Source organism: Gordonibacter sp. 28C, assembly GCF_003339845.1.
In the GTDB taxonomy this organism is placed as follows: Bacteria; Actinomycetota; Coriobacteriia; order Coriobacteriales; family Eggerthellaceae; genus Gordonibacter.
The window spans coordinates 58,273-81,698 of the sequence record NZ_PPTR01000004.1 but is presented as its reverse complement, the minus strand read 5'-3'; the positions used below and the strand labels follow the sequence as shown (position 1 = coordinate 81,698).

General features: G+C 66.7%; 16 protein-coding genes. 10 read left to right on the top strand and 6 right to left on the bottom strand.

The window, feature by feature from the left end; translation table 11 throughout:
* Positions 1-67: 67 nt before the first annotated feature.
* Complete coding sequence (locus tag C1878_RS06260) at positions 68-298, bottom strand: helix-turn-helix domain-containing protein (protein ID WP_015540152.1); 231 nt, start codon at positions 296-298, stop codon at positions 68-70.
* A complete protein-coding gene (locus C1878_RS06255; protein ID WP_114513439.1) occupies positions 295-534 on the bottom strand; it encodes a hypothetical protein in 240 nt (79 codons plus the stop codon). Before C1878_RS06255 ends, C1878_RS06260 begins: the two co-directional genes overlap by 4 nt.
* 165 nt (positions 535-699) lie before the next feature.
* On the opposite strand from C1878_RS06255, the gene C1878_RS06250 reads away from it, so the two are divergent.
* On the top strand, positions 700-1,059 hold the full coding sequence (locus tag C1878_RS06250) for a helix-turn-helix transcriptional regulator (RefSeq protein ID WP_015540150.1): 360 nt from the start codon (positions 700-702) through the stop codon (positions 1,057-1,059).
* Positions 1,060-1,159: 100 nt separating this feature from the next.
* Here C1878_RS06250 and C1878_RS06245 read toward each other — a convergent pair whose 3' ends face one another.
* The 3 genes from C1878_RS06245 to xerC form a co-directional block, all read right to left on the bottom strand.
* Positions 1,160-1,903, bottom strand: coding sequence for a hypothetical protein (locus C1878_RS06245; protein ID WP_114600838.1), 744 nt, complete (start codon positions 1,901-1,903; stop codon positions 1,160-1,162).
* A 234-nt stretch (positions 1,904-2,137) separates the two neighbouring features.
* Entirely contained in the window at positions 2,138-3,454 is a 1,317-nt protein-coding gene (locus C1878_RS06240) for a site-specific integrase (protein ID WP_114600837.1), read from the bottom strand.
* A gap of 5 nt (positions 3,455-3,459) precedes the next feature.
* Positions 3,460-4,326 (bottom strand): tyrosine recombinase XerC, encoded by an 867-nt coding sequence (xerC, locus tag C1878_RS06235; RefSeq protein ID WP_114600836.1) that lies wholly within the window; start codon positions 4,324-4,326, stop codon positions 3,460-3,462.
* Between the two features lie 228 nt (positions 4,327-4,554).
* On the opposite strand from xerC, the gene C1878_RS06230 reads away from it, so the two are divergent.
* The 6 genes from C1878_RS06230 (at position 4,555) to C1878_RS06205 (ending at position 12,066) form a co-directional block, all read left to right on the top strand.
* Entirely contained in the window at positions 4,555-5,106 is a 552-nt protein-coding gene (locus tag C1878_RS06230) for an NYN domain-containing protein (RefSeq protein ID WP_114600835.1), read from the top strand.
* 234 nt (positions 5,107-5,340) lie between these two features.
* Positions 5,341-7,119, top strand: a complete 1,779-nt coding sequence (locus tag C1878_RS06225; protein WP_114600834.1) for an FAD-dependent oxidoreductase — start codon at positions 5,341-5,343, stop codon at positions 7,117-7,119.
* 224 nt (positions 7,120-7,343) lie between these two features.
* On the top strand, positions 7,344-8,771 hold the full coding sequence (locus tag C1878_RS06220; protein ID WP_114600833.1) for a helix-turn-helix transcriptional regulator: 1,428 nt from the start codon (positions 7,344-7,346) through the stop codon (positions 8,769-8,771).
* A gap of 126 nt (positions 8,772-8,897) precedes the next feature.
* Positions 8,898-9,839, top strand: coding sequence for a helix-turn-helix transcriptional regulator (locus tag C1878_RS06215; protein ID WP_114600832.1), 942 nt, complete (start codon positions 8,898-8,900; stop codon positions 9,837-9,839).
* A gap of 577 nt (positions 9,840-10,416) precedes the next feature.
* Positions 10,417-11,190 (top strand): helix-turn-helix domain-containing protein, encoded by a 774-nt coding sequence (locus tag C1878_RS06210; protein ID WP_114601003.1) that lies wholly within the window; start codon positions 10,417-10,419, stop codon positions 11,188-11,190.
* A 15-nt stretch (positions 11,191-11,205) separates the two neighbouring features.
* Positions 11,206-12,066: a DUF4097 family beta strand repeat-containing protein gene (locus C1878_RS06205; protein ID WP_114600831.1), complete on the top strand. Its 861-nt coding sequence runs from the start codon at positions 11,206-11,208 to the stop codon at positions 12,064-12,066.
* Between the two features lie 87 nt (positions 12,067-12,153).
* Here the strand turns inward: C1878_RS06205 and C1878_RS06200 are convergent, their stop codons facing one another.
* Entirely contained in the window at positions 12,154-13,719 is a 1,566-nt protein-coding gene (locus tag C1878_RS06200) for a diguanylate cyclase domain-containing protein (RefSeq protein ID WP_114600830.1), read from the bottom strand.
* Positions 13,720-13,967: 248 nt separating this feature from the next.
* On the opposite strand from C1878_RS06200, the gene C1878_RS06195 reads away from it, so the two are divergent.
* The 3 genes from C1878_RS06195 to C1878_RS06185 all read left to right on the top strand — a co-directional run bounded on the left by C1878_RS06195 (position 13,968) and on the right by C1878_RS06185 (position 23,146).
* On the top strand, positions 13,968-14,870 hold the full coding sequence (locus C1878_RS06195; protein WP_114600829.1) for a DUF2156 domain-containing protein: 903 nt from the start codon (positions 13,968-13,970) through the stop codon (positions 14,868-14,870).
* A 311-nt stretch (positions 14,871-15,181) separates the two neighbouring features.
* Positions 15,182-18,721 (top strand): DNA-directed RNA polymerase subunit beta, encoded by a 3,540-nt coding sequence (locus tag C1878_RS06190; protein WP_114600828.1) that lies wholly within the window; start codon positions 15,182-15,184, stop codon positions 18,719-18,721.
* On the top strand, positions 18,722-23,146 hold the full coding sequence (locus C1878_RS06185) for a DNA-directed RNA polymerase subunit beta' (protein ID WP_114600827.1): 4,425 nt from the start codon (positions 18,722-18,724) through the stop codon (positions 23,144-23,146).
* The last annotated feature ends 280 nt before the right edge of the window (positions 23,147-23,426 follow it).

The following is a 23,426-nucleotide window of genomic DNA, read 5'->3' as shown; positions in this document are numbered from 1 at the left end:
TGGTGAGGTCGATGCAGTCGGCAGGCCGGACCATCGACGGTGGCATTATAACCAATTGTCTGAGTTTCTATTCAGTCGATTTCCGCCTGTTCGGGATGCAGGCGGGATCGACCCCGACGAGCCTGGCGACGGAGTCGCGCGTTATCTTGCGGTGCCCCCGCTCGGGGGTCCATTGCCTGAGGTCCCCCGACTTGACGAACCTCTTGACGGTCGACGCGCTGACGCCCAGGAAGGCGCACGTCTCCTTGACGGTCAGGAACCTCGGCAGAGCCGCCAGGTCCTCGATGACTGAGCTCATTGCCCCTCCTCGGCATCCATGACGGCGGACAGCGGGAGCTCCGCGTAGAGGCAGAGCTGGACGATCTCGAGCCCGTCGAGCGCGGGCGCGGCGCGCGACGCCGTGGAGAGCCCGAGCAGCCTCAGGACCTTGGGCAGCGGAATCCCCGTGCCGCGGACGATATCGAGAGCCGTGTCGCCGGTTTCCGCGAGCGCCGCGGCGAGGGCGTCCATGTGTATGCCGTCTTGTCTGTTCATGTCGGAAGCCTTCCCGTTCCGTGTTCCGATACCGAAAGTATCCGGGTCGTTACGACCCCCGACGGGAACAGTATAGGAACGGGGAGATGGCGCGCGGTGCGATACTGGGCCGCACGGGGTAGAAAGGCCCCGCGCGTTTCGACACGGAAGGAAGTGATGCGTTCGATGAGGTCGAGGGTTCCGGAGAAGTCCGAGCTGGCGGCGCAGCTCAAGCGCTACCGCTACGATGCGGGGCTGAAGGGCGATGAGGCGGGAGCGGTCATCGGCAAGAAGGCCACGACGGTGTACAAGTACGAGGCCGGGACCCTGTGGGTGTCGCCGGGGGACCTTCGGGCGCTGCTCAACGAGTACGGCGTGAACATGGTCACGGCCTTCACCGAGGTCGGCGACCCGAGGGCGGGCGGCAGGAAGAAGGACGAGTCGGCCCTGCGCTGGCGCAAGATGCGCGCCTACTACGACATGATGGGCCCGGCCAAGCAGAGGACCCTGCTCGACGTCGCGAGGGCGATGGCCGAGGACTTCTGAGCCGTGCGCGTGCGCACATCAGCACACCGGCATATATGCGCATGCGCATATATCTATAGCTGCGCATCTGCGCAGTTAGGAATCTGCGCATCTGCGCGAATCAGCCCTTGCGCGGGAGCGCGCGGGCGCACGACGGCGCCTCCGCCTGCACAGGCTCGTCCTCGGCGATCGACGGCGCCCTCATGGCATGGGCGTCGGTGTCGATCCAGTGCTCCCCGGTCTCGGGGTCGTCGTGCTCGGCGAAGCGGTGGGCGGCATGGCCGACGTCCTCGAACGGGCTGCGGGTGCTGATGAGGTAGCGGCGGCGCGCCTGCGTGCCTATATGCCCCATGGGCGACTCGATATCGAACCAGGGCTGGAACATCTTCGGCATCGTGACGCAGCACACGTTGTCCTGCGGGTCGTAGAGGTGGAGCCGGCCGTCCTGCCCGAGCGCGACGGAATATCCCTCGGGCACGGCGACGTAGTTCACGACGCTGCAATGCGTGCGCGACGTGTCGACCTCGTCCATGGTGTAGCCGAGCTGGTGGGGCGGGATGAACGCGTTGTACGTGACGTATTCGGGGTGCTCGCGGATCTGCTCGGGCGTGAAGCACATCTCGACGGCGCCGGGCACGTCGATGTCGCCCGTCATGTAGAAGGTGTCGTAGAGCGTGCCGACTACGGCGATCTCCGCGGTGTAGCCCTCCTCGACCACATGGGTCGAGGCCTCGTGTGCGTTGTAGAGGTCCGACCAGCGCCTCATGAGGTCGCTGGACTTGACGAGCTCGGGGTCGAAGTACCTGTCCCCGGGGCGGTAGATCTCCTCGTCGGGGATGTCGCGCTTCGATTTGAAAAGGCTCATGGTGGTCGCTCCTTGGATGACGGCGCGGCGGGATGCCGCGCCCTGCCGATTATCCGCCCGCGCCGCGCCGAGCGCAATGCGCCCTTCCCGCACGGGAAGCCGGACGCGGTTCAGGTTCATATATACATATATACCCGAACGCGTACATGCGCATACGCGCATTCGCGCATTTTCTCATTTACGCATATATGCGCAGACGCGGGAACGCGCCTGCGCATCTGCCCGCGCCACGGCCTAGCCGCACGCGAGCGATTCCCAGGAGATGATCTTCACCGTCCGCATCGCCTCGGCATCGGGCAGGGGCTCTTCTTCCGGCTCCTTCTTTTCCTGGCCCCGGATGCGCGCCGGCAGCTCGGAGCCCTGCCCGTCGTAGCCTTCCGGCAGCGCCATGACCTCGTTGACGGTGTCGACGCTCGCGCGCAGGTTCTCCGGGCTGGAGCTCACGTAGATCCTCAGCGTGAAGGAGGGGTCCGTGTGCCCGAGCCAGCTGGACACGGTCTTCGGGTTGACCCCGGACATGATGAGCTCGGTGGCGAAGGTGTGCCGCAGGCGGTGCAGGCCGCACTTCCCGCCGCCTATGCCGAACGTCCGGACGAACGTCCTGAACAGCTGGTTGGCGTATCTCGGCACCATGAACGCGCCGTCGATGTCGCCGACGACGAAGAGGTCGTCGGCGAACGGGATGCCGGCCTCGCGGCAGCGGGCCTCCTGCTCCGCCCGTCGGCGCTCCAGCCCCTCCATGAGCCCGTCCGCGATGGGCAGCGCCCTCACGCCGGCCGGGCTCTTCGGCCCCTTGAGGTAGCCGTTGGAGGAGGGCAGGGTGCCGATGGCGCTGGTGATGCGCACCGTGCGGCGGTTGAAATCGACGTTCGCCCAGCGCAGGGCGCAGATCTCCCCGCATCTGAGGCCCGCGAACAGGGCGAGCCGCACTATCGCGTCGAGCGGGCCGCGGATGCACGGGAGGGCGGCGAGAAGCGCGTTCTTCTCCTCCGCGGAGAGCGCGCGGGGGAGCGGGCGGTCGTGCTTGGGCGCGCGGATCCTGCGCAGGTCGAGCGGGGGCCGGAGCATTCGGAAGCTGGCGAGCTCGAGGGTGTCCCTGACCGTCCAGAGCATATGGTTCACGGTCTCGGAGCAGTACCCGTCCTCGACGAGCGAGTCGACGTAGAGCTGCACGTCCTGGGCGGTGACCCTGTCCACGGGAATCTCCCCCAGGTCGCCCAGGAGCCTGACGTGGCGGCAATAGCCGGCATGCGTCGACTTCTCGATGGCGCCGACGGCGAGCGCATGGTCGATGTCGTCCCGCCTGAGCTCGCCGACCGTGGGCATGCGGCCCTCCGTCGCCTCGATGGCTTCGGCCCGCCGCTCGTCTTCCGGGTCGCGGGGGAGGTTGTAGAGGTATTCGGCCGCAAGGTGCTCGGCTTCCGCGCGGCTCGCCGCCGCCCCGATCGTGGCCCACTTGCGATCGCCCTTGTGCTCGGCATCGTAGACCGCGCGGTAGCTCATCCTCCATGAACCGCCGCGGCGGGCGAGGGAGACCCTTTCGTAGTGCATGCCCCTCACGCCTCCCCTTCATCGTGGGCGAGCCTGAGCCCGTAGAGCGTGCATCCGGCGCCCACGATGCGCAGCAGCTCGTTCGTGTCGCTCCTGAGGTGTTCCACGTCGCGGCGTCGGCCGTTCTTCTCGAGCAGCAGCCTGGATCCGGCCGCGGCGGCCCAGGAGCGCGGCGCGCCGCCGAGCCATGCCGGCAGCCGCGTCACGGAGGGCTCGGGATATGCGACGAAGAAGTTCGGCTCGCCGATGCTCTCCCGCCAGATCCCGCGGACGGTGACGGTCATGCGCTCCGCATCGAGGTCGTCGGCGAGTATCCCGCAGATCTCGCCGGGCTTGAGGCCGCACCCGAGGGCGAGCCCGATGGCCGCGGCGGAATGCCCGGATCCGGATGCGCCGAGCGCCCGCGCGGCCTTGAGGCCCGCCGGGGAGATCGGGCGCTTCTTCCTGGGCGGCCGGGGAACGTCGAACGGGACCTCGGAGAACGGGTTGGAGGCGCACAGCCCTTCGGCGAGCGCATGCCTGCCGGCGGCGGCGCAGATGGTCTTGAGCCGGTAGCAGCGCACGCGCGAGACGCCGCGGGACTCGGCCGACTCGAGCGCGGCCGCCGCCGCGGCGGGGCTTATCGAGTCGACGGCGCAGCCCGCTATCGCCCCGAGGGCACTGCATTCCTTGCGGTAGTGGGCGATAGTCTTCTTGGTGGTCCCCTTGACCGCGATGATCTCGAAGTAGCGGTCCAGCGCCTCGCCGAGCGTGCACGCCTTCGGCCCCGGCAGGGATGCGAGCGCCGCCGCGCGCGCCCCGTCCGCGCTTTCCGCCCGGAACCTCCTTCGCAGCCTCTTGCGCGACGCGTCGATGATGTCAACCTCCCACACGCCGCATCTGAGCTCCCTGACCGATCTTATCCTTGATTCCGGCAACGTGCCGCCTCCCTTCGCATGATGTGGAAACGTGCCTCCCGGATGGCTCGAGATGGCTCCGGGGGCGGTTATTTCGATGGAGACAGGGTAATTCGACCTATCGCCCACATGAACGGCAATTTATGCTTCTAGCAGCGCAGATGTCGGAATGTGTTTGATGATTTGATACGGGATGGTGACGAGATGACCGGAAATGGAACCGCAGGACGTCAGCAACTGCTGCTCGTCGACGGGTACAACGTGCTGCGCTCCGGCAGCCGCTACCGACAGATCGCCGGGCCCGACTACACGGACGACACGTTCAACACCGCCCGCGAGGCGCTCATCAACGACGTGGTGAACTACGCCGGGCGCGATTGGCACGCCATCGTCGTGTTCGACGGCGGGCGCAACGAGTTCTCCACGGGCGAGGCCGAGAGCGTGGGCGGCGTGCGCATCATGTTCTCGCCGGCAGGGCAGTCGGCCGACAAGGTCATCGAGAAGCTCGCCCACGACGCGCGCGAGCGCCAGGTGGAAACGCTCGTCGTCACCAGCGACGCCACCATCCAGGACACCGTGTTCGGCTTCGGCGTGGACCGCATGAGCGCGAACGGCTTTTCCCGCGAGGTCGCCATGCACTACGAGGAGGCCCGCCTCGACGACACGCCGAAGGTGGCCGAGAAGAACACCGTGGCCGCCCGCATCGACCCCGCCGTCCTCGCCAAACTCAAGGCCCTGCGCGACGACGTCCGTTGACCGCTGACGGGTTCTTCCCGGCCGCCCTATCCGAAGGACGGTTTCCACGTCATCCCTCCCAGCAGGTCCTCAAAAGGCGCTTCTTCGGTTATCACCCATTAAGGTGATAGCTCCATCAGGTGTTTCATCCCTTAAGGCGATAAACGGCATCGCGTTTCCCCGGTACGCTTGTTCTCAGGAGGGTGGGGGCCGACGAAGGGATCGGCCCGCCTCGGTGCATAAGGAGGAAGCACGATGTCTGAAAACAAGTTCTCGCTCGATAGGCGGCAGTTCCTCGGTTTCGGCGCGGTGGCCGCAGGCGCGGCGGCGTTCGGCTTGGCGGGCTGCAGTCCGAAAACGGGCGATGCGAAAGCAGCCGATTCTTCGTCCAAAAGCACGGCCGCTTCGTCTGCCGGCAATCCGGCGGCCTCGGGCGAGCTCACGTGGCTCGGTGCCGAACCCGACATCGCCGACGCCGATGTGAAGGAGACCGTGGAGGCCGACGTCGTGGTCATCGGCTGCGGTCTGGCCGGCGTGGCGGCCGCGCGCGCCGCAGGCGAAGAGGGTGCGAAGGTCGTCGTGTTCGAGAAGGCCGAGGGCCCGCAGTGCCGCAGCGGCGAGTTCGCCGTCATCAACGGCGAACTGGAGGCCCGTTGGGGTCGCGACACGTTCGACGTCGACCAGATCGTCGACCATCACATGGACGAGTGCTCGTACAAGACGAAGCGCTCCATCATGAGCAAGTGGGCCCAGAACAGCGCCGAAGTGTTCGACTGGTACATCGGCGCGAAGGAGGACCTCTACATCTGCGATACCACGCGCAGCGAGGTCCCCGACGAGGGAGCCGGCTCGTTCCTCATCCCCCTCTTCCAACCGCTGCCCGAGGCCTACGACTGGACGAAGGAGGAGCATCCGGTGTACCCGACGTCCGTGGAGCTGCTGCCCAGCCAGGCGCCGGTGCTCGAAGCCAACATGGAGAAGGCCGTGAGCGAAAACGGCGTGGAGCCCTACTACGGTTACTTCGTGGAGAAGCTCGTCATGGAGGACGGCCGCTGCACGGGTTGCTACGCCCGCAACGCCAAGGACGGTTCTTACGTGAAGGCCGTGGCCGAGAACGGCGTCATCCTGGCCACCGGCGACTACGCCAGCAACACCGACATCCTGGGTTACTACTGCCCCGAAGTCGTGGAGAACGGCATTCAAGAGATGTTCCCGAACGTCGACGTGGAGGGAAACCCCACGAACACGGGCGACGGCCTGAAGCTGGGCGCCTGGGTCGACGCGGCCATCCAACAGCACCATGCCCCCATGATCCACCACATGGGCGGCGGCGCCGACATCAGCGGCGAGGGCGTCATGGGCATCGCCGGCTTTTTGCAGCTGGACAAGCACGGCAAGCGCTTCATGAACGAGGACGTGCCCGGCCAACAGGTGGAGAACCAGATAGAGCTTCTGAAAGACAAGACGTCCTATCAGATTTGGGACGGCGCGTGGAAAGACGAGCTGCAGTACATGCCGGCCGGCCACGGCGTGGCGTGTTACTACGACGAGTCGCTGCCGAAGAACAACGAGACCTACCGCAACTACAAGTCCCAAGCGAAGCTCGACGCGGCCGTGGCCGAGGGCCGCTGCTTCAAGGCCGACACGCTGGAGGAGCTGTTCGACCAGATTGGCGACATCGACAAGGAGACGGCCCTCGCCTCGGTGGCGCGCTACAACGAGTTGGCGCACGCCGGCAAGGACGAGGACTTCGGCAAGGTGGCCTCGCGCCTGTTCGCGTTGGAGACGCCGCCGTACTACGCCGTGGCCATGGAGCCCGCGCTCATGCTGGTGTGCCTGGGCGGCCTGGCAAGCGATGAGGACGCGCACGTGTACAACAACGCGGGCGACGTCATCCCCGGCCTGTACGCCGCCGGCAACATCCAGGGCGACCGCTTCGCCGTGCAGTACCCCATCAGCTTGAAAGGCGTGAGCCACGCCATGGCGCTGTACTACGGCTACGTGGCCGGCAAGAACGCCGCCCATCAGGTGTAAGGCCCTGGGCGACGACGAAGGGTCCGCCCCTGCTCGCAGGGCGGCCCTCTCGCACTGCGCCGTATGCGACGAACAACCCCATCGATTTTTCGCCCGCCGTTCAAGTTCCCTCCCTCCTTGGCGGTGCGGTCCCCGGAGCCGGTTCCCGCGACCGGCTCCGCTCTGTTCTCGCGACGCATGGTAGAATGCAGCGGCAAGGTAGGGCGTGCGAGGAAAGAGGACCCATGACGGAAACCGAAGCGGCGCTGTCGCAGGCGCGACCGTATGTCGCCGTCGGCGGTCTGGTGGGCGTCGTCGTCATGCTCATGGACAACCCCCATATGATCGACCCGCTGTTCGGCTCGTCTGCGGCCGTGCACGCTTTTTTTCGCGCGGCGCTCGTTGCGGCTATGGCCGCCGGTCTGTTGCTGGCCCTGCGGCCATGGCGCTCTCCGCGGAGGGCGGCGGGACGTGCGGGCTTCGGTTCGCTGCTTGCGGCCTGCGCGTTCGTCGGCGCGTGGGGAGTGCGGACCGTCGGACTGCCCGAGGCGGCGCTCGTTCTGTGCGGAGCCGCGTTCGGAGTCGGCTTTGCCGTCGCCGTGGTTCGCTGGGGGTCGGCCTTCTCCGCCCTCGACGAGCGCGTCGCGCTGTTCGCCGTGGCGCTCGCCGGAGTCGCGGCGGCGCTGCTCAAGCTGCTCGCGCTGGCTTTGAGCGATGCGTTTCCGCTCACGCCCTCTTTCGTCGTTGCGGCAGGTCTCGTCGCGTCCGCCGTCATGCCGCGCCCGGCTCCGTACGCCGTGTCGCCCGCCGCGCCCTCCGGCTCGGTCGTCGCGTCCGCCTCGGTCGGTCGGGCGCCGTCCTGGGTTTCGGGGGCCTTCTCTCAGAACTGGGAGATAGTCGTGGGATTGCTGTTGTGCGCGTTCATCTCGGCGTCGCAGTGGGGGGCCCAGCTGACGGGCGTTCCCATAGCGAACAATCCGGGTCCCGAGAGCGCTTGGGGCACGGCCACGGGCTTTCTGGTCGGTTCGGCGCTGCTGTGCGTCGCCGTGCGCAGGATGGCGTGGCGCGACTTCAAGGTGGTCTACCAGCTGGCCCCGCTCGTATGCGTGGCCAGCTTGCAGCTCATCTGGTTCTTCGGGGCGCTCACGGGAACCGTCGGGCGCTTCGCGTTCAGCATTCCACTCGGATGCGCCATCGCGGTCATGGCCGAGCTGTTCTGGGTTCGCCTGTCCACGGGCGACAGCGCTTCGCTCGCTGCGGCATGGGGCGTCGCCACGGCGGCCTTCGCAACGTGGTTCCTCGCAGTGGTGGAAGCATGGCCATGGGTGGGCGACGACGCCATGAGCACCACAGCCCAGACGGGCATGGTGCTGTACCTGGTGGCCGTGGGTTTGGTGCCCGTGCTGCGCCAGCGGCGACGCGGTGCGGAGGAGCCCACCGATCTCGCGCGTTTACAGGAGGAGCGCTGCCGCCATTTGGCCGAGCGCGCCCAGCTCTCCAGGCGCGAGGCCGAGATCCTGTCGTATCTCGCCCAAGGTCGCAGCGCCCCGTTCATCGCCGAAGAGCTGTTCGTGTCCACGAACACCGTCAAGACCCACGTGCGTCACATATACGGAAAGCTGGGCGTTCATTCCAAGGAGGAGCTCCTCGACGTCGTTCACGACGCCCGCTGACAACTCGAAGTTGTCAAAGTGCGCACTCGAATTACTGGCGCGCCGTCCGCGTGCCCGGTATGATCGGGGCATCGCTTCCGCATCGCAGCGCAAACGTCCCCGTCGGAAGCGTGGAAGGAGCGCCGTATGGAATTCTCGGTCGCCGAACGGCTGGCGCGGCTGCGCCGCTCCCACGGGTATTCCCAAGGCGAGCTGGCCCGGAAACTGGGACTGTCGCGCCAGGCCGTGTCGAAGTGGGAGCGGGCCGAGGCGGCTCCCGACACGGAGAACCTCATAGCGCTCGCCCGCCTGTACGGGGTGACGCTCGACGAGCTCGCGGGCCTCGAAGCGGAATGCGCGGCGACGGGCGAGCGTTCCTCTCGGGCGTTCGGGTCGACCGCACCTGGGGGCGATGAGCTTTCGGGACGTTCCGACAACGAGTCGTCCGAGGCCGAGTTTGCCGAAGCCGCCTCTGCGGAGGGCGAAGCCGCCGCCGATGCCGAAGAGGCTCCCATCGCGGCCGCCCCGCGCGTTTGGCGGAGGGGCTTCTACCGAGCTGCCGTCTGCGCGCTGTGCGTCGCCCTGCTCGCTATGGGAGCGGCTGGCTGGTTCGTCCTCACGGGACCTCATCCGCGCGTCACCGACGCGCTCGGCATCACGGGCACCCATGTGGACGAGGTCAACTTCGCCGGCATCGACCGCATCGTGGTGAACTGGCCGGCGGGCGAGGTCAAGATCGAGGCGATGCCGACCCTCTATCCGCTGCGCATCGAGGAGCGCGGCATCGGCGTCGCCAAGCAAGGCTGCTTCCAAAAGGAGGGGTCGACGCTCGAGGTGTGGGCCGGCGACGCGCGCGCATGGGACGACCGGGACGCGATCGCCCACGACCTGACCATCTCCGTTCCACTGACGAACCCTCCGTCCGCCGAGTCGGCGGAGGACGCGCCGCGCCTGGCGGAGCTCGTGCTGAACACCGGCTACGGGAGCTTCCGCGTGGAGGGCATCGAAGCCGAAGCGCTCGACGCCACCATGCGCGACGGCAGCGTCGAGCTGGCGCGGTGCTCCTTCGGCGAATACCGGTTCTCGTAGGCGTTTCGGTGCGGTGGGTTCTGCGCGGCCTATTCGCCACAGGATTCGAAGAGACCGCTACGCCCCCGGTTTTGGCACAATAATCACCGATTCTCTGCGCTCAAGGTCGTCGCAGCGGCCTCTCGGCATGCAGACGTCGTTCTTCAAAGCACGTTTTCGCAGGTCGTGAAAATCCGAAGCCAGCGACCCCTTGTCGAAGGACTGCGCGAGTGCAGGGAATCGGTGATTTCTGTGCCAAACGGTTGTCTTGCGCCGGCGCGATCTGAGCGGGACCTTTTGGACGCGAGCGTGTCGAGTGGGCCTGCGAGCACGGGTGCGCAGCATGCCGTGGGCGCTTGTGCGCCGAACGGTCAGATGATCCTTCGAGGGCTCGTTTCGGCATGGCACCCCGTCGCTTCCCGCCATGACAAATGTCATGGATTCAGCGCGACAGGTAACGAAAACCCTTTTCACGCGCGGAGGCAACCGGCGGTTGCGTAAAATGATTACCAGAGATGCTGGTGCAACCGGCCGCGCAACTGCACACTGAGGGCGAGAAAGGGTACGCATGACGCCAACGCCGAAGAAGGGATCGTTCATGAACGTCGAAATCGCCCAGCGCCTCGCAGAGATGAGGCGCGAGCAGGGTTTCAGCCAGGAGGAGCTGGCCGCGCGGTTGGGGCTGTCGCGCCAGGCCGTGTCGAAATGGGAGCGCGCCGAGTCGTCGCCCGACACGGGCAACCTCATCGCCCTCGCCGATCTGTACGGCGTCACGCTGGACGAGCTCGTGCGCGTGGACACCGACATCGCCGACGACGTGACGTTCGAGGCGCGCGACCGCAGCGCCTCGGCCGAGGTGGAGGCGCGCGAGGCCGCCGTGGCCGCGAGCGCCGCAGCCGCCACGGCCGCCGCCGCAGCCGCCACGGCCCAGGCGGCGGTCCGCCAAGAGCCGCCCGCGCCCGCAGCGCAGCCGCAGCCCGCGGTGCAGGTCGCCGCACCGCAGGCTGCCGCCGAGCCGTACGCCGCTCCGCAGCAGTCTGCCCCCGCCGGCTCCGCGCCCGCATCGGCCCCCGTTCCGCCCGCGCCCCCGCACGGCTACGCGGCTCCCGCGCAGCAGCCCGTTTACGGTGCGCCCGTCCCGCCGCAGCCGCAGCAGCCCGCTTCCGCCTACGACGAGCGCGACGGCAAGCACCGCCGCGGCCCGTGGTCGACGTTCCCGTACCCCATCCTGTGCGTCATCCTGTTCATGCTCGCCGGCTTCGCGTTCGGAGCCTGGCACCCCGCCTGGGTGCTGTTCCTCACCATCCCGCTGTACTACTGGATCGCGCGCATCATCGAGAACGACCCGAACTATCGGGCCGGGCGTCGGTAGCGGAGGGCGGAAAACATGGCAAAACTCACCAGATCGTCGTACGTGAAAATCGCCCTCATCATCGCCCTCGGCCTGCTGCTGTTCGCCGTAGCGGGGTTCGGCTCGATGCGCGGGTGCTCGTCGCAGGGAATCTATCTCGGAGGGGGAACGGAAATGGGCAACGCGAGCGTGGACGCGAAAAGCGTGAAGAACCTGTCTGTCAGCTGGGCGGCCGGATCGGTGGACGTGTCGGTGGTCGACGACGCGTCCGGCGACACCATCGAGCTCGTCGAAACCGCCGCCACCGGCATGACCAGGGCGCAGCAGATGCGTTGGAGCGTGTCCGGCGACACGCTCAAAGTGGACTACGGCAGCTGGTGGTCGTGCTTCATGCTGGGCCAGAAGCGCCTGGAGGTGCGCATTCCCGAACGGTACGCGAAAAGCCTGGGGAACGTGACCGTCGACGGCGCATCGGGCTACTACCGCGTCTCGGGCATCGGCTGCGATGCGTTGAACCTCAAGCTCGCATCGGGCGAGATCGACGCCGACGACCTGGCCGCCGCGTCGCTCAGCGTGGACGTGGCCAGCGGTCAAGCGCGCGTGGAGGGTTCGTTCTCCAACCGCGTCAGCACGAAGACGGCATCGGGTCAGCTCGACGTGGTCTGCCTCGGCACGGCTCCCAAGCAGGTGGACGCCGACCTCGCCAGCGGCCAGGCGAGCGTGGCCCTGCCGGAGGGCACCGGCTTCTCGGCGAAGGTGGACAAGGCGTCGGGCGGCTTCTCCAGCGCGTTCGAAACCACGCAGCAAGGCGGCTCCTACGTGCACGGCGACGGCGCCACGTCGGTCAGCGTCCATATCGCCAGCGGTCAGTTCAGCTTGGGGAAGTCGCGCGGCTAGGTTTCCGCATCGCTTCGCGCCGCCGCAACGGCGCACCCGCAACCGGAAAGGAGGCTCGGCTTCGCGTCGAGCCTCCTTTCATGGTTCTCAGCTCTCGTCCCCGTCGGCACGGCAAAGCGACGGACCCTGGCGCTTTGCGCGGTACAGCGCCTCGTCGCTGCGCCTGATGAGCTCGTCGATGGAGGAGGGGAGCCCCGTGGCGATGCCCGCGCTCGCCGTGAACGGGTACGACTCGCTCGAGGCGAGCGACTTGCGATGGAGGCGCTCGATCATGGCCTGCACGGACGCGCACACGTCGCGCGTGTCCCGGTCGCTCGGAAGGGCCACCACGAACTCGTCGCCGCCCCAGCGCACCACAAGGCCGTCCGGGAACGTCTCGCGCAGTATCCGCGCCGTCTCCACGAGCGCGAAGTCGCCGGCGGCGTGCCCGTACCGGTCGTTGATGTCCTTGAAATCGTCAAGGTCGAGCGTGACGATGGTGATGGGCTCGTCGCGCGGGATCTCCTCCAGGCGCTCGTAGAAGTAGCGGCGGTTGTACAGGCCGGTCAGGTAGTCGGTCCGTGCGGCCTCTGCGGCGCGCTTCTCCAGCATGCGCTCGGTCGTGATGTCGCGGTAGATGCGCAGCTGGCCGGTCACGTTGCCGAACACGTCCACGATGGGGGCCTTGTTCAGCTCGAACGTCGTTTCGGTTCCGGCGATGCTGGCGGTGAACTCGCACGTTTCCTTCGCCTCGCGCGCATCTGCCAGCTCGTCGCCGAACACGATGCGACGCCAATGCTTGATCTTGCCGCCTATCACGTCGTCGCGCTTCACTCGGAAGTACCGCTCGGTAACGTGGTTGACGTTCAAGATCACGCCGTCCGTGTCCTCCACCACGATGGCGAAGGGCATGGCGTTTATGAGAATGTCCAGTTCGGTGGCAACGTTGCCCAAGTCGGTGACGTCATGGGCGACTCCCACCGTGCCCATGGCGGTGCCGTCGTCGTCGAACAGGGGAGACTTGTACGTTTTGAACTGGCGCATGCCGCGCTTCGTCTTCACCTGCTCGTCGAACAGCAGCGTCGTGTTCGACCGCATGGTCTCCTCTTCGGACTCCAGGCACACGTACTCGCCTTGCGCGTACTCGTCGGGCGTGATGTCCCATATATAGTAGTGGCCGCGCCCTTCCACCTGCTCCTTCGTTTTGCCCACCGTCTCGCAGAAGGCGTCGTTCACCTTGAGATGAGCGCCGCGCGCGTCCTTGAACCACACGAGCTCCGGTATGGAGTCGATGGCGGTGTCCAGGTACTGGCGGGCGAGCGCCAGGTCGGCGCCCTCCTTCTCGCGCTCGAGCAGCCTGCGGAAACGGAAGGCCGCGAGCGCCGGTCGAAGCGGCTCCGTCCACACGTCCAAGAAAGCCGAGAGGGTCTCGTCGTCGAGCTCGGCAACGGCGTCGACGCTCGCGCACAGCACGAGTCGGGCCCGATGCGGCAGCCCGGCGGCATCGGGGGAGGGGACGAGGGCGATGTCGCACTCGTCGAGGCCCGCGCCCGCCGGCCAGGCTCCCTCGACGACGCTCACCTCGAAGCGCTCGGGCGCTTCGACGGATCGAACGCCCTCCGCCACGGCGGCATCGAGGCCGAAGACCCCCACCTGCAACGCCCTATGGTACATATGCGCCTCCTTTGAAAACAATGCTACTCGAATTGTACGCCTCTTCTCCGGCGTGCAAGCCTAAATACAAGCAGCCTGCTTTAATATTAGCAGGTGCGGCGCCTGTTCGCGTGGCGTTATCGCCGCGGGGCCGACAACCTGAACGTTGCCGAACGGAGGGTGTTCGCGGCCGCCCTGTTCCACTACACTGTGCTGTCGATGGAAAAAAGCGCTCCTCGCGGTGCGCCTTACGGTCGAAGAGGGGATCGATGGAGTTCAGGACCCTGCAACTTTCAGACAAAAGCCTGATCGAGGGAGTGCTCGCCCCCTTGCGCCGCAACGATTCGGCGCTCGGGTTCGCCAACCTGTTCTCGTTGCAGGAGAAGTACGCCACGAAGATCCGCCTCGAGGGAGGCGTGCTGCACGTTCGCCAGGACGATCGGCTGCCGGGCGTTTCGGCGTACTACCCGCCGCTGGGAAGCGCGAACCCGGCCGCGGAGATCGGGCGGTTGTTGGAGGAATCCGCGCGGACGGGGGGGCGCGTCGCGCTGGTGGGCGTGACGCCCGAAGAGCGGCTCGAACTGGAAACCGCGCTGCCCGGCGCGTTTGGCTTCTCGACCGACCGCGCCTTCGCCGACTACCTCTACCGCACCGAGACCATCGCTGCCTACGCGGGCCCCGCGCTCGCGAAGAAGCGCCGCGAGACCAACAAGTTCTACCAGCTGTACGGAGACGACGTGTCCTTCGAGGCGCTGGCTCCCCGGCATCTCGACGAGCTGCGCGCGTTCCAGCAGGCGTGGTACGAGGGCAGCCGGCGTCGCGGCTCCGAGGAGCACCCCCTGGAACTGGAGCACCGCAAGATCCTGCTCGATCTGGACCATTTCGAGGAGCTGGATCTGGAGGGCATCCTGCTGCGCATCGCCGGCGACGTGCAGGGCTACGCCTACGGCGCCCTGCTCCCCGGCGGCGCGTTCGACGTCATGGTGCTCAAAGGCAACCTGGGCTTCCGCTACATCTGGCGCGCCCTGCTGCGCGAGCTGGCCGGCACTGTGGTTGACCGGGCCGAGTTCCTCAACCTGGAGGAGGACCTGGGCCTGCCCGGCCTGCGCGAGAACAAGCTGAGCTACCAACCCTGCGCCCTGCTGGAGCGGTACCAGGCAACGCCCGTGTGATTTCTGCCCGGCCTGTGGGGCGTTTGCCCCTACGAGGCAGCCGCGCCTGTTGAAGCGCGAACGAGCGCATCCCCACCGCTCCGTGATTCGGGGGTTCCCCAACAAGCACGAGGCCGGTCGTCTCCCAGGTCGCCAAAACCACCTCCGCAACCAAAAAGTTTTCTCCGTATTCCCCCAGCTAAACCCCCGAATCAACAGCAAATCCCCACAGTTCGTAAAAATTTTTCTTGACACGGGCCAACTGGCGACGTATTTTTAGAAATTGCGACTTTTCGCAGATTTCCGGATTCTCTTGAAGGAGGAAAAGCCTCGTGGCTCAAGCAAAAACCAGTGCTCCCACCAGCCTTTATAGGAATCGCCGCAGCTTCGCCAAGATCCCCGACGTCATGGACGTCCCCAACCTCATCGCCATCCAAACCGACAGTTTCGAATTTTTCAAGGGAGAGGGCCTGAGCGCCGCCTTCCAGGACATCAGTCCCATCGAGAACTCGACGAAGGACATGTGCGTGGAGTTCGGCAAGCACGAGTTCGGCGAGCCGAAGTACACGGTGGACGAGTGCAAGGAGAAGGACGTCTCCTACCAGGCGCCGCTCTTCGTTGAGATCCGCTTCATCAACCGCGAGACGGGCGAGATCAAGGAGCAGGACGTGTTCATGGGCGACTTCCCGCTCATGACCCCGCGCGGCACCTTCATCATCAACGGCACCGAGCGCGTCGTGGTGTCCCAGCTCGTGCGTTCCCCCGGCGTCTACTTCGCCGCCGAGCGCGACAAGACGTCCGACAAGACCATCTACAACGCGAAGGTCATCCCGAGCCGCGGCGCGTGGCTCGAGTTCGAGACCGACAAGCGCGACATCCTGTCCGTGCGCATCGACCGCAAGCGCAAGCAGCCGGCGACGCTGCTCGTGCGCGCGCTGGGCCTGGCCGAGACGCGCGAGGAGATCATCGAGCTCCTCGGCAGCGACGAGATGGTGCTGCGCACGCTCGACCGCGACCCGGCCACCACGAAGGAAGAGTCGCTCATCGAGCTGTACAAGCGCTTCCGTCCCGGCGAGCCGCCCACCATCGACTCCGCCCGCACGCTGCTCGAGGGCCTGTTCTTCAACCCGCAGCGCTACGACCTGGCGAAGGTCGGCCGCTACAAGATCAACAAGAAGCTGGGCTTCGACCCCGACTACGAGGCGTCCACCCTCACCGACGACGACATCGTGAAGACGATGCAGTACATCGTGGCGCTGCACGCCGGCGCCGAGGGCGTGCAGACCGACGACATCGACCACTTCGGCAACCGCCGCATCCGCACGGTGGGCGAGCTCATCCAGAACCAGTTCCGCATCGGCCTGTCCCGCATGGAGCGCGTCGTGCGCGAGCGCATGAGCATGCAGGAGCCCGACGAGATCACGCCGCAGTCGCTCATCAACATCCGTCCCATCGTGGCGGCCATCAAGGAGTTCTTCGGAAGCTCCCAGCTGTCGCAGTTCATGGACCAGACGAACCCCGCCGCCGGCATCACGCACAAGCGCCGCCTGTCGGCCCTGGGCCCGGGCGGCCTGTCCCGCGAGCGCGCCGGCTTCGAGGTGCGCGACGTGCACACGTCCCACTACGGCCGCATGTGCCCCATCGAGACGCCTGAAGGCCCGAACATCGGCCTCATCGGCTCGCTGGCCACCTACGCGCGCATCAACCCCTACGGCTTCATCGAGACGCCGTACCGCCGCGTCGTGGACGGCCTGGTAACCGACACCATCGACTACCTCACGGCCGACGAGGAGGAGAAGTACACCATCGCGCAGGCCAACGAGACGTTCGACCTCGAGACGCGTCAGTTCGTCACGTACGCCGAGGACGGTTCGTTCACGGTGGACAAGAAGGTGCTCTGCCGCACGACGAGCCCCGACGGCGAGTTCGGCGAGCCCGACGAGGTCCCGCCCGCGCAGATCGACTACATGGACGTGTCCCCGCGCCAGATGGTGTCGGTGGCCACCTCGCTCATCCCGTTCCTCGAGCACGACGACGCGAACCGCGCCCTCATGGGCTCGAACATGCAGCGCCAGGCCGTGCCCCTGCTGCGCCCGAACGCGCCGCTGGTGGGCACCGGCATCGAGCACCGCATCGCGGTCGACTCCGGCGAGATCCTCGTCGCCCAGAACCCGGGCGTCGTCGACTACGTTGACGGCCAGACCATCATCGTGCTGAACGACGACGGCGAGTACGACGAGTACCTCGTGCCGAAGTTCCAGCGCTCGAACCAGTCGGGCTGCATCAACCACCGCCCCATCGTCCGCAAGGGCGACGAGGTGCAGAAGGGCGACGTGCTGGCCGACGGCCCGTCCTGCGACGGCGGCGAGCTGGCGCTGGGCCAGAACCTCATGGTGGCCTACATGCCCTGGGAAGGCTACAACTACGAGGACGCCATCATCGTGTCCGAGCGCGTGGTGTCCGAGGACCTGCTCACGTCCGTGCACATCTCCGAGTACGAGATCGACGCGCGCGACACGAAGCTGGGCCCCGAGGAGATCACCCGCGAGATCCCGAACATCTCCGACGACATGATCAGCGACCTGGACGCCGACGGCATCATCCGCGTGGGCGCCGAGGTGTTCCCGGGCGACGTGCTGGTGGGCAAGGTCACGCCGAAGGGCGAGACGGAGCTCACGGCCGAGGAGCGCCTGCTGCGCGCCATCTTCGGCGAGAAGGCCCGCGAGGTGCGCGACACGTCCCTCAAGGTGCCCCACGGCTCCGGCGGCCGCGTCATCGGCATGGCCCGCTTCTCGCGCGCTGCCGGCGACGAGCTGGCTCCCGGCGTGAACGAGCTGGTGCGCATCTACGTGGCGCAGAAGCGCAAGGTGCAGCAGGGCGACAAGCTGTCCGGCCGCCACGGCAACAAGGGCGTCATCAGCCGCGTGCTGCCCATCGAGGACATGCCCTACCTGGCCGACGGCACCCCCATCGACGTCATCCTGAACCCGCTGGGCGTTCCCAGCCGTATGAACGTGGGCCAGCTGCTCGAGAACCACCTGGGCTGGGCCGCCAAATGGGGCTGGTCCGACGCCGAGGAGACCACCGAGGTGGTGGAGGGCCCCATGCACGTGGCCACGCCCGTGTTCGACGGCGCCACGGAGCGCGAGATCTCCGACGCCATCGAGAAGGCGAACCGCAACCTCATCAACATCAACCACGAGAAGTTCGGCGACATGGCGCGCGACGAGTTCGTGCCGCAGCTGTCCCGCACCGGCAAGACGTGGCTCTACGACGGCCGCACGGGCGAGAAGTTCCGCGAGCCCATCACGGTCGGCCAGAGCTACATCCTGAAGCTCGGCCACATGGTCGACGACAAGATCCACGCCCGCTCCACCGGCCCCTACAGCCTGATCACCCAGCAGCCGCTGGGCGGCAAGGCGCAGTTCGGCGGCCAGCGCTTCGGCGAGATGGAAGTGTGGGCGCTCTACGCCTACGGCGCGTCCAACGTGCTGCAGGAGATCCTCACCGTGAAGTCCGACGACACCGCCGGCCGCGTGAAGTCCTACGAGTCCATCGTCAAGGGCGAGAACATCCCGGCCGCCGAGGTGCCCGAGTCCTTCAAGGTGCTCGTGAAGGAAATGAAGTCGCTCTGCCTGAACGTCGAGCTCGAGGGCCACGACCATCAGACCATCGACGTCACGGTGGAGTCCGAAGGACAGGAAGACGACGATCGCGCGCTGTTCGAGGCCATTGCGGCCGACGCGCGCAAGACGGAGGAAGACGCGGCGAACGCGCTTGACGACATCGCCGCCGAACTGGGAGAGCTGATGAGCGACGTCTCTGACGACAACGATACGAACGACCTGATCGGTGAAGGAGAGGAGCGATAGATGACGACGGAATTCGACGTTACCAATTTCGACGCCCTGCGTATTTCGCTTGCCAACGCCGAGGACGTGCGCGGCTGGTCGCGCGGCGAGGTCAAGAAGCCCGAAACCATCAACTACCGCACGCTCAAGCCCGAGAAGGACGGCTTGTTCTGCGAGAAGATCTTCGGCCCCACGAAGGACTGGGAGTGCGCCTGCGGCAAGTACAAGCGCGTGCGCTTCAAGGGCATCGTGTGCGAGCGCTGCGGCGTGGAGGTCACGCGCAGCAAGGTTCGCCGCGAGCGCATGGGCCACATCGAGCTGGCCGCCCCGGTCAGCCACATCTGGTACTTCAAGGGCTCGCCCTCGCGCCTGGGCTATTTGCTGGACATTCCGCCGAAAGAGCTGGAGAAGGTGCTGTACTTCGCATCCTCCATCATCACCTCGGTTGACAAGGAGGCCCGCGAGGAGGACGCCGACGAGCTGCGCGACGAGCTGGCCGCCGACCTCGAGGAGCTGGACGCCGAGCGCGACCGCCTCATCGAGGCCACGCGCAAACTGTCCACGAGCTACGTGCCCGAGGACGACGACTTCGTGGACGAAGTCGACGAGGACGAGCGCCTGACGCCCGAGGAGGTCGACGAGGAGATCGCCGACATCTACGAAGAGTTCAACGAGCGCAAGGCCCTGCGCCAGGACGCCTTCGAGGCGTTCATGAAGATCGAGCCGAAGCAGCTCGTGCCCGACGAGGCCCTGTACCGCGAGATGCGCCTGAACTACCGCGACTACTTCACGGGCGGCATGGGCGCCGAGTCCGTGCGCGACCTGCTGGACGCCATGGACCTGGCCGCCACGGCCGACGAGTTGCGCGACACCATCGCCAACGGCAAGGGCCAGAAGCGCGCCAAGGCCATCAAGCGCCTGAAGGTGGTGGACGCGTTCCTGAAGTCCACGAACAAGCCCACGGACATGATCCTGGACGTTATCCCGGTCATCCCGCCCGACCTGCGCCCCATGGTGCAGCTGGACGGCGGCCGCTTCGCCACGTCCGACCTGAACGACCTGTACCGCCGCGTCATCAACCGCAACAACCGCTTGAAGCGCCTGCTGGACTTGGGCGCCCCCGAGATCATCGTGAACAACGAGAAGCGCATGCTGCAGGAGGCCGTCGACAGCCTGTTCGACAACGGCCGCCGCGGCCGTCCCGTCACGGGCCCGGGCAACCGTCCGCTGAAGTCGCTCTCCGACATGCTCAAGGGCAAGCAGGGCCGCTTCCGCCAGAACCTGCTGGGCAAGCGCGTGGACTACTCCGGCCGTTCGGTCATCGTCGTGGGCCCGCAGCTCAAGCTGCACCAGTGCGGCCTGCCGAGCCAGATGGCGCTGGAGCTGTTCAAGCCCTTCGTCATGAAGCGCCTGGTGGAGTTGGAGTACGCCGCCAACATCAAGGCCGCCAAGCGCTCCGTGGACCGCGGCGCCAGCTACGTGTGGGACGTGCTCGAAGAGGTCATCACCGAGCATCCCGTGCTGCTGAACCGCGCTCCCACGCTGCACCGTCTGGGCATCCAGGCCTTCGAGCCGGTGCTGGTCGAGGGCAAGGCCATCAAGCTGCACCCGCTGGTGTGCACCGCCTTCAACGCCGACTTCGACGGCGACCAGATGGCCGTGCACGTGCCGCTGGGCGCCGAGGCTCAGGCCGAGGCCCGCGTGCTCATGCTGTCCGCCAACAACATCAAGTCGCCGGCCCACGGCCGCCCGCTCACCGTGCCCACCCAGGACATGATCATCGGCCTGTACTACCTCACGGCTGCCCGCGACGGGTTCCCCGGAGAGGGCCGTGCCTTCATCGACTTCGCCGACGCCCTGAACGCCTACGACGCCCGCGCCGAGGTGGACCTGCAGGCGAAGATCCAGGTGCGCCTGTCCCGCGACTCGCAGATAGCCACGAGTTACAACACGTTCGAGGAGCACAAGGCCGGCGAGCGCATCGAAACCACCATCGGCCGCATCACGTTCAACAAGGTGCTGCCGGACGACTACCCGTACCTCAACTACGAGATGAACAAGAAGGAAATCAGCCGCCTGGTGGAGGACGTGTGCAACCGCTACGAGCTGTCCAGCGTGCCGCCCATCCTGGACGGCCTGAAGGACGCGGGCTTCCACTACGCCACGCGCGCCGGCGTCACCGTGTCGGTGTACGACGCCACCGTGCCGCCGAACAAGGGCGACATCCTGGCCGCGGCCGACGAGAAGGTCGCCGCCATCGACGAGGACTACGAGATGGGCCTCATGAGCCAGGAGGAGCGCCACAAGCAGGTCGTCGACATCTGGAACGCCGCCAACGAAGAGGTCGGCGAGGCCATGGCCGAGAACTTCGACAAGTTCAACCCCATCTACATGATGGCGTTCTCCGGCGCCCGAGGCAACATCAAGCAGATCCGCCAGCTGGCCGGCATGCGAGGCCTCATGTCCGACCCGAAGGGCGAGATCATCGACCGACCCATCAAGGCGAACTTCCGCGAGGGCCTGTCGGTTCTGGAGTACTTCATCTCCACGCACGGCGCCCGTAAGGGTCTGGCCGACACCGCGCTGCGTACCGCCGACTCGGGCTATCTGACCCGTCGTCTGGTGGACGTGGCCCAGGACGTCATCATCCGCGAGATCGACTGCGAAACGAACGACGGCGTGCCCTACCCGCTGCACAACGAGAAGGGCGACGTGGACGACAACCTCATCGGGCGCTGCCTGCTGGAGGATGTCAAGGGCGTCGACGGCGGCGTGGTGCTGGGCGCGGGCGCGTACATCGAGCGCATGGACCAGCTGCACGAGATGGATCGCGCCGGCGTCGAGACGGTGGTCATCCGCACGGTCATGACCTGCCATGCCGAGCACGGCGTGTGCCAGAAGTGCTACGGTTGGGACCTTGCCACGAGCCGCCCCGTCAACATCGGCACGGCCGTGGGCATCATCGCGGCCCAGTCCATCGGCGAGCCGGGCACCCAGCTCACCATGCGTACGTTCCACACCGGCGGCGTCGCCGGCGAGGACATCACCCACGGCCTTCCCCGTGTCCAGGAGCTGTTCGAGGCGCGCAAGCCCAAGGGCCTCGCCGTCCTCGCGGAGATCTCCGGCACGTTGCAGATCGCGGGCGACAAGTCGCAGAAGACCATCACCATCCACGACCAGCAGGGCAACTTCCGCGAGTACGTGGTGAGCGCCCGCGCCCAGATGCTGCCGGGCGTGGTCGACGGGTGCGAGGTGAAGGTGGGCCAGCAGCTCACCAAGGGCTCCGTGAACCCGCACGACCTGCTGCGCCTCACCGACCCGAACACCACGCTGCGCTACATCGTGAGCCAGGTGCAGGGCGTGTACGTGAGCCAGGGCGTGGACATCAACGACAAGCACATCGAGGTCATCTCGCGCCAGATGCTGCGCAAGGTGGCCGTGACCGATGCCGGCGATTCCGACTACCTGCCGGGCCGCCAGGTCAACCGCTTCGAGTTCGAGGACGAGGCCAACCGCCTCATCGCCGAGGGCAAGGAGCCGCCCGTGGGCCAGCCGCTGCTGCTGGGCATCACCAAGGCGTCGCTCGCCACGGACTCGTTCCTGTCGGCGGCCTCGTTCCAGGAGACCACGAAGGTGCTCACCGACGCGGCCATCGAGGGCAAGACCGACCATCTGGCCGGCCTCAAGGAGAACGTCATCATCGGCAAGCCCATTCCGGCGGGCACCGGCCTCAAGCGCTATCGCGAGGTGGGGCTCACCTACAAGGGCCGTCCGGTCGCCGGCGTGCAGGGCGAGAACCTGCCCGATTTCGCGCCGGAGGCTCTCCGCGAGATCGAGGAGCTGCTGCCGCAGCCGCAGGATTGGTCGCTCGACGGCGACGGCTACCTCAACATGGGCACGAACTACGGCAGCTACTACAGCGGCCTTTCGCTGGGCCATCGCGGCCCGCAGCTGTCCGACGAGGACGCGCGCCTGTACATCTACGACGACCTGGGCGTGTCGCAGCGTTGGGCCAACAAGTTCAGCGAGGCGGGCATCGAGACGGTGGCCGACCTCGTGGGCCACACCGAGGAGGACCTGCTGCGCATCGAGGGCATCGGCGTGAAGGCCATCGAGGAGCTCAAGGAGGGGTTGGCCGAGCGCGGGCTGTCGCACGTGATCGAGGACGACCTCGCCGCCACGAGCGACGACATGAGCCAGCTGCTGGACATGGTGTTCAGCCCCGACGACACCATCCTCATCGGCGGCGACGAGCCCCCCACCTTCAACACGGAGGGCGAGGACATGCTGGGCGAGGCCCTGCCGCCCCGTTCCTACCAGCGCAACCTGGAGGAATTGGACGCGCTGCTCGGCTCGGTCGGATCGCTGGGCTTCGGCCTGACGAGCCAGGAGGAGGGCGAGGAAGCCTCCGACGACGACGCCGAGGACGAAGACGTCGAAGAATAGTTGAAACGGAGGGGCGTGCTTGCGTGCGCCCCTCTTCTTACGTTCGGCTATCCCGTGCGAGCACGACGCCCCCTTGCCATCCCGAGCGAGTACAGCGCCCCTTCGTCATCTCGAGCGAGCGCGGCGAGTCGAGGGGTCCCATGGGGGGCGGTGCGGCGTTCCGTATCCAGTCGGTTCCTGCTTCGGCATACTTGAAGGGCGATCCAGCTGCACGCCAGCGCGGGATGCGAAAGCTAGGCGACGAGCGTTCGGCTTTGCCGGGCGACCGAAAATCCTCTGA

Excerpts from the sequence above, each read along its gene's own strand:
- C1878_RS06260 (WP_015540152.1), bottom strand. The coding sequence starts at position 298 with ATGAGCTCAGTCATCGAGGACCTGGCGGCTCTGCCGAGGTTCCTGACC.
- C1878_RS06255 (WP_114513439.1), bottom strand. The coding sequence starts at position 534 with ATGAACAGACAAGACGGCATACACATGGACGCCCTCGCCGCGGCGCTC.
- C1878_RS06250 (WP_015540150.1), top strand. The coding sequence starts at position 700 with ATGAGGTCGAGGGTTCCGGAGAAGTCCGAGCTGGCGGCGCAGCTCAAG.
- C1878_RS06245 (WP_114600838.1), bottom strand. The coding sequence starts at position 1,903 with ATGAGCCTTTTCAAATCGAAGCGCGACATCCCCGACGAGGAGATCTAC.
- C1878_RS06240 (WP_114600837.1), bottom strand. The coding sequence starts at position 3,454 with ATGCACTACGAAAGGGTCTCCCTCGCCCGCCGCGGCGGTTCATGGAGG.
- C1878_RS06230 (WP_114600835.1), top strand. The coding sequence starts at position 4,555 with ATGACCGGAAATGGAACCGCAGGACGTCAGCAACTGCTGCTCGTCGAC.
- C1878_RS06225 (WP_114600834.1), top strand. The coding sequence starts at position 5,341 with ATGTCTGAAAACAAGTTCTCGCTCGATAGGCGGCAGTTCCTCGGTTTC.
- C1878_RS06220 (WP_114600833.1), top strand. The coding sequence starts at position 7,344 with ATGACGGAAACCGAAGCGGCGCTGTCGCAGGCGCGACCGTATGTCGCC.
- C1878_RS06215 (WP_114600832.1), top strand. The coding sequence starts at position 8,898 with ATGGAATTCTCGGTCGCCGAACGGCTGGCGCGGCTGCGCCGCTCCCAC.
- C1878_RS06210 (WP_114601003.1), top strand. The coding sequence starts at position 10,417 with ATGAACGTCGAAATCGCCCAGCGCCTCGCAGAGATGAGGCGCGAGCAG.
- C1878_RS06205 (WP_114600831.1), top strand. The coding sequence starts at position 11,206 with ATGGCAAAACTCACCAGATCGTCGTACGTGAAAATCGCCCTCATCATC.
- C1878_RS06200 (WP_114600830.1), bottom strand. The coding sequence starts at position 13,719 with ATGTACCATAGGGCGTTGCAGGTGGGGGTCTTCGGCCTCGATGCCGCC.
- C1878_RS06195 (WP_114600829.1), top strand. The coding sequence starts at position 13,968 with ATGGAGTTCAGGACCCTGCAACTTTCAGACAAAAGCCTGATCGAGGGA.
- C1878_RS06185 (WP_114600827.1), top strand. The coding sequence starts at position 18,722 with ATGACGACGGAATTCGACGTTACCAATTTCGACGCCCTGCGTATTTCG.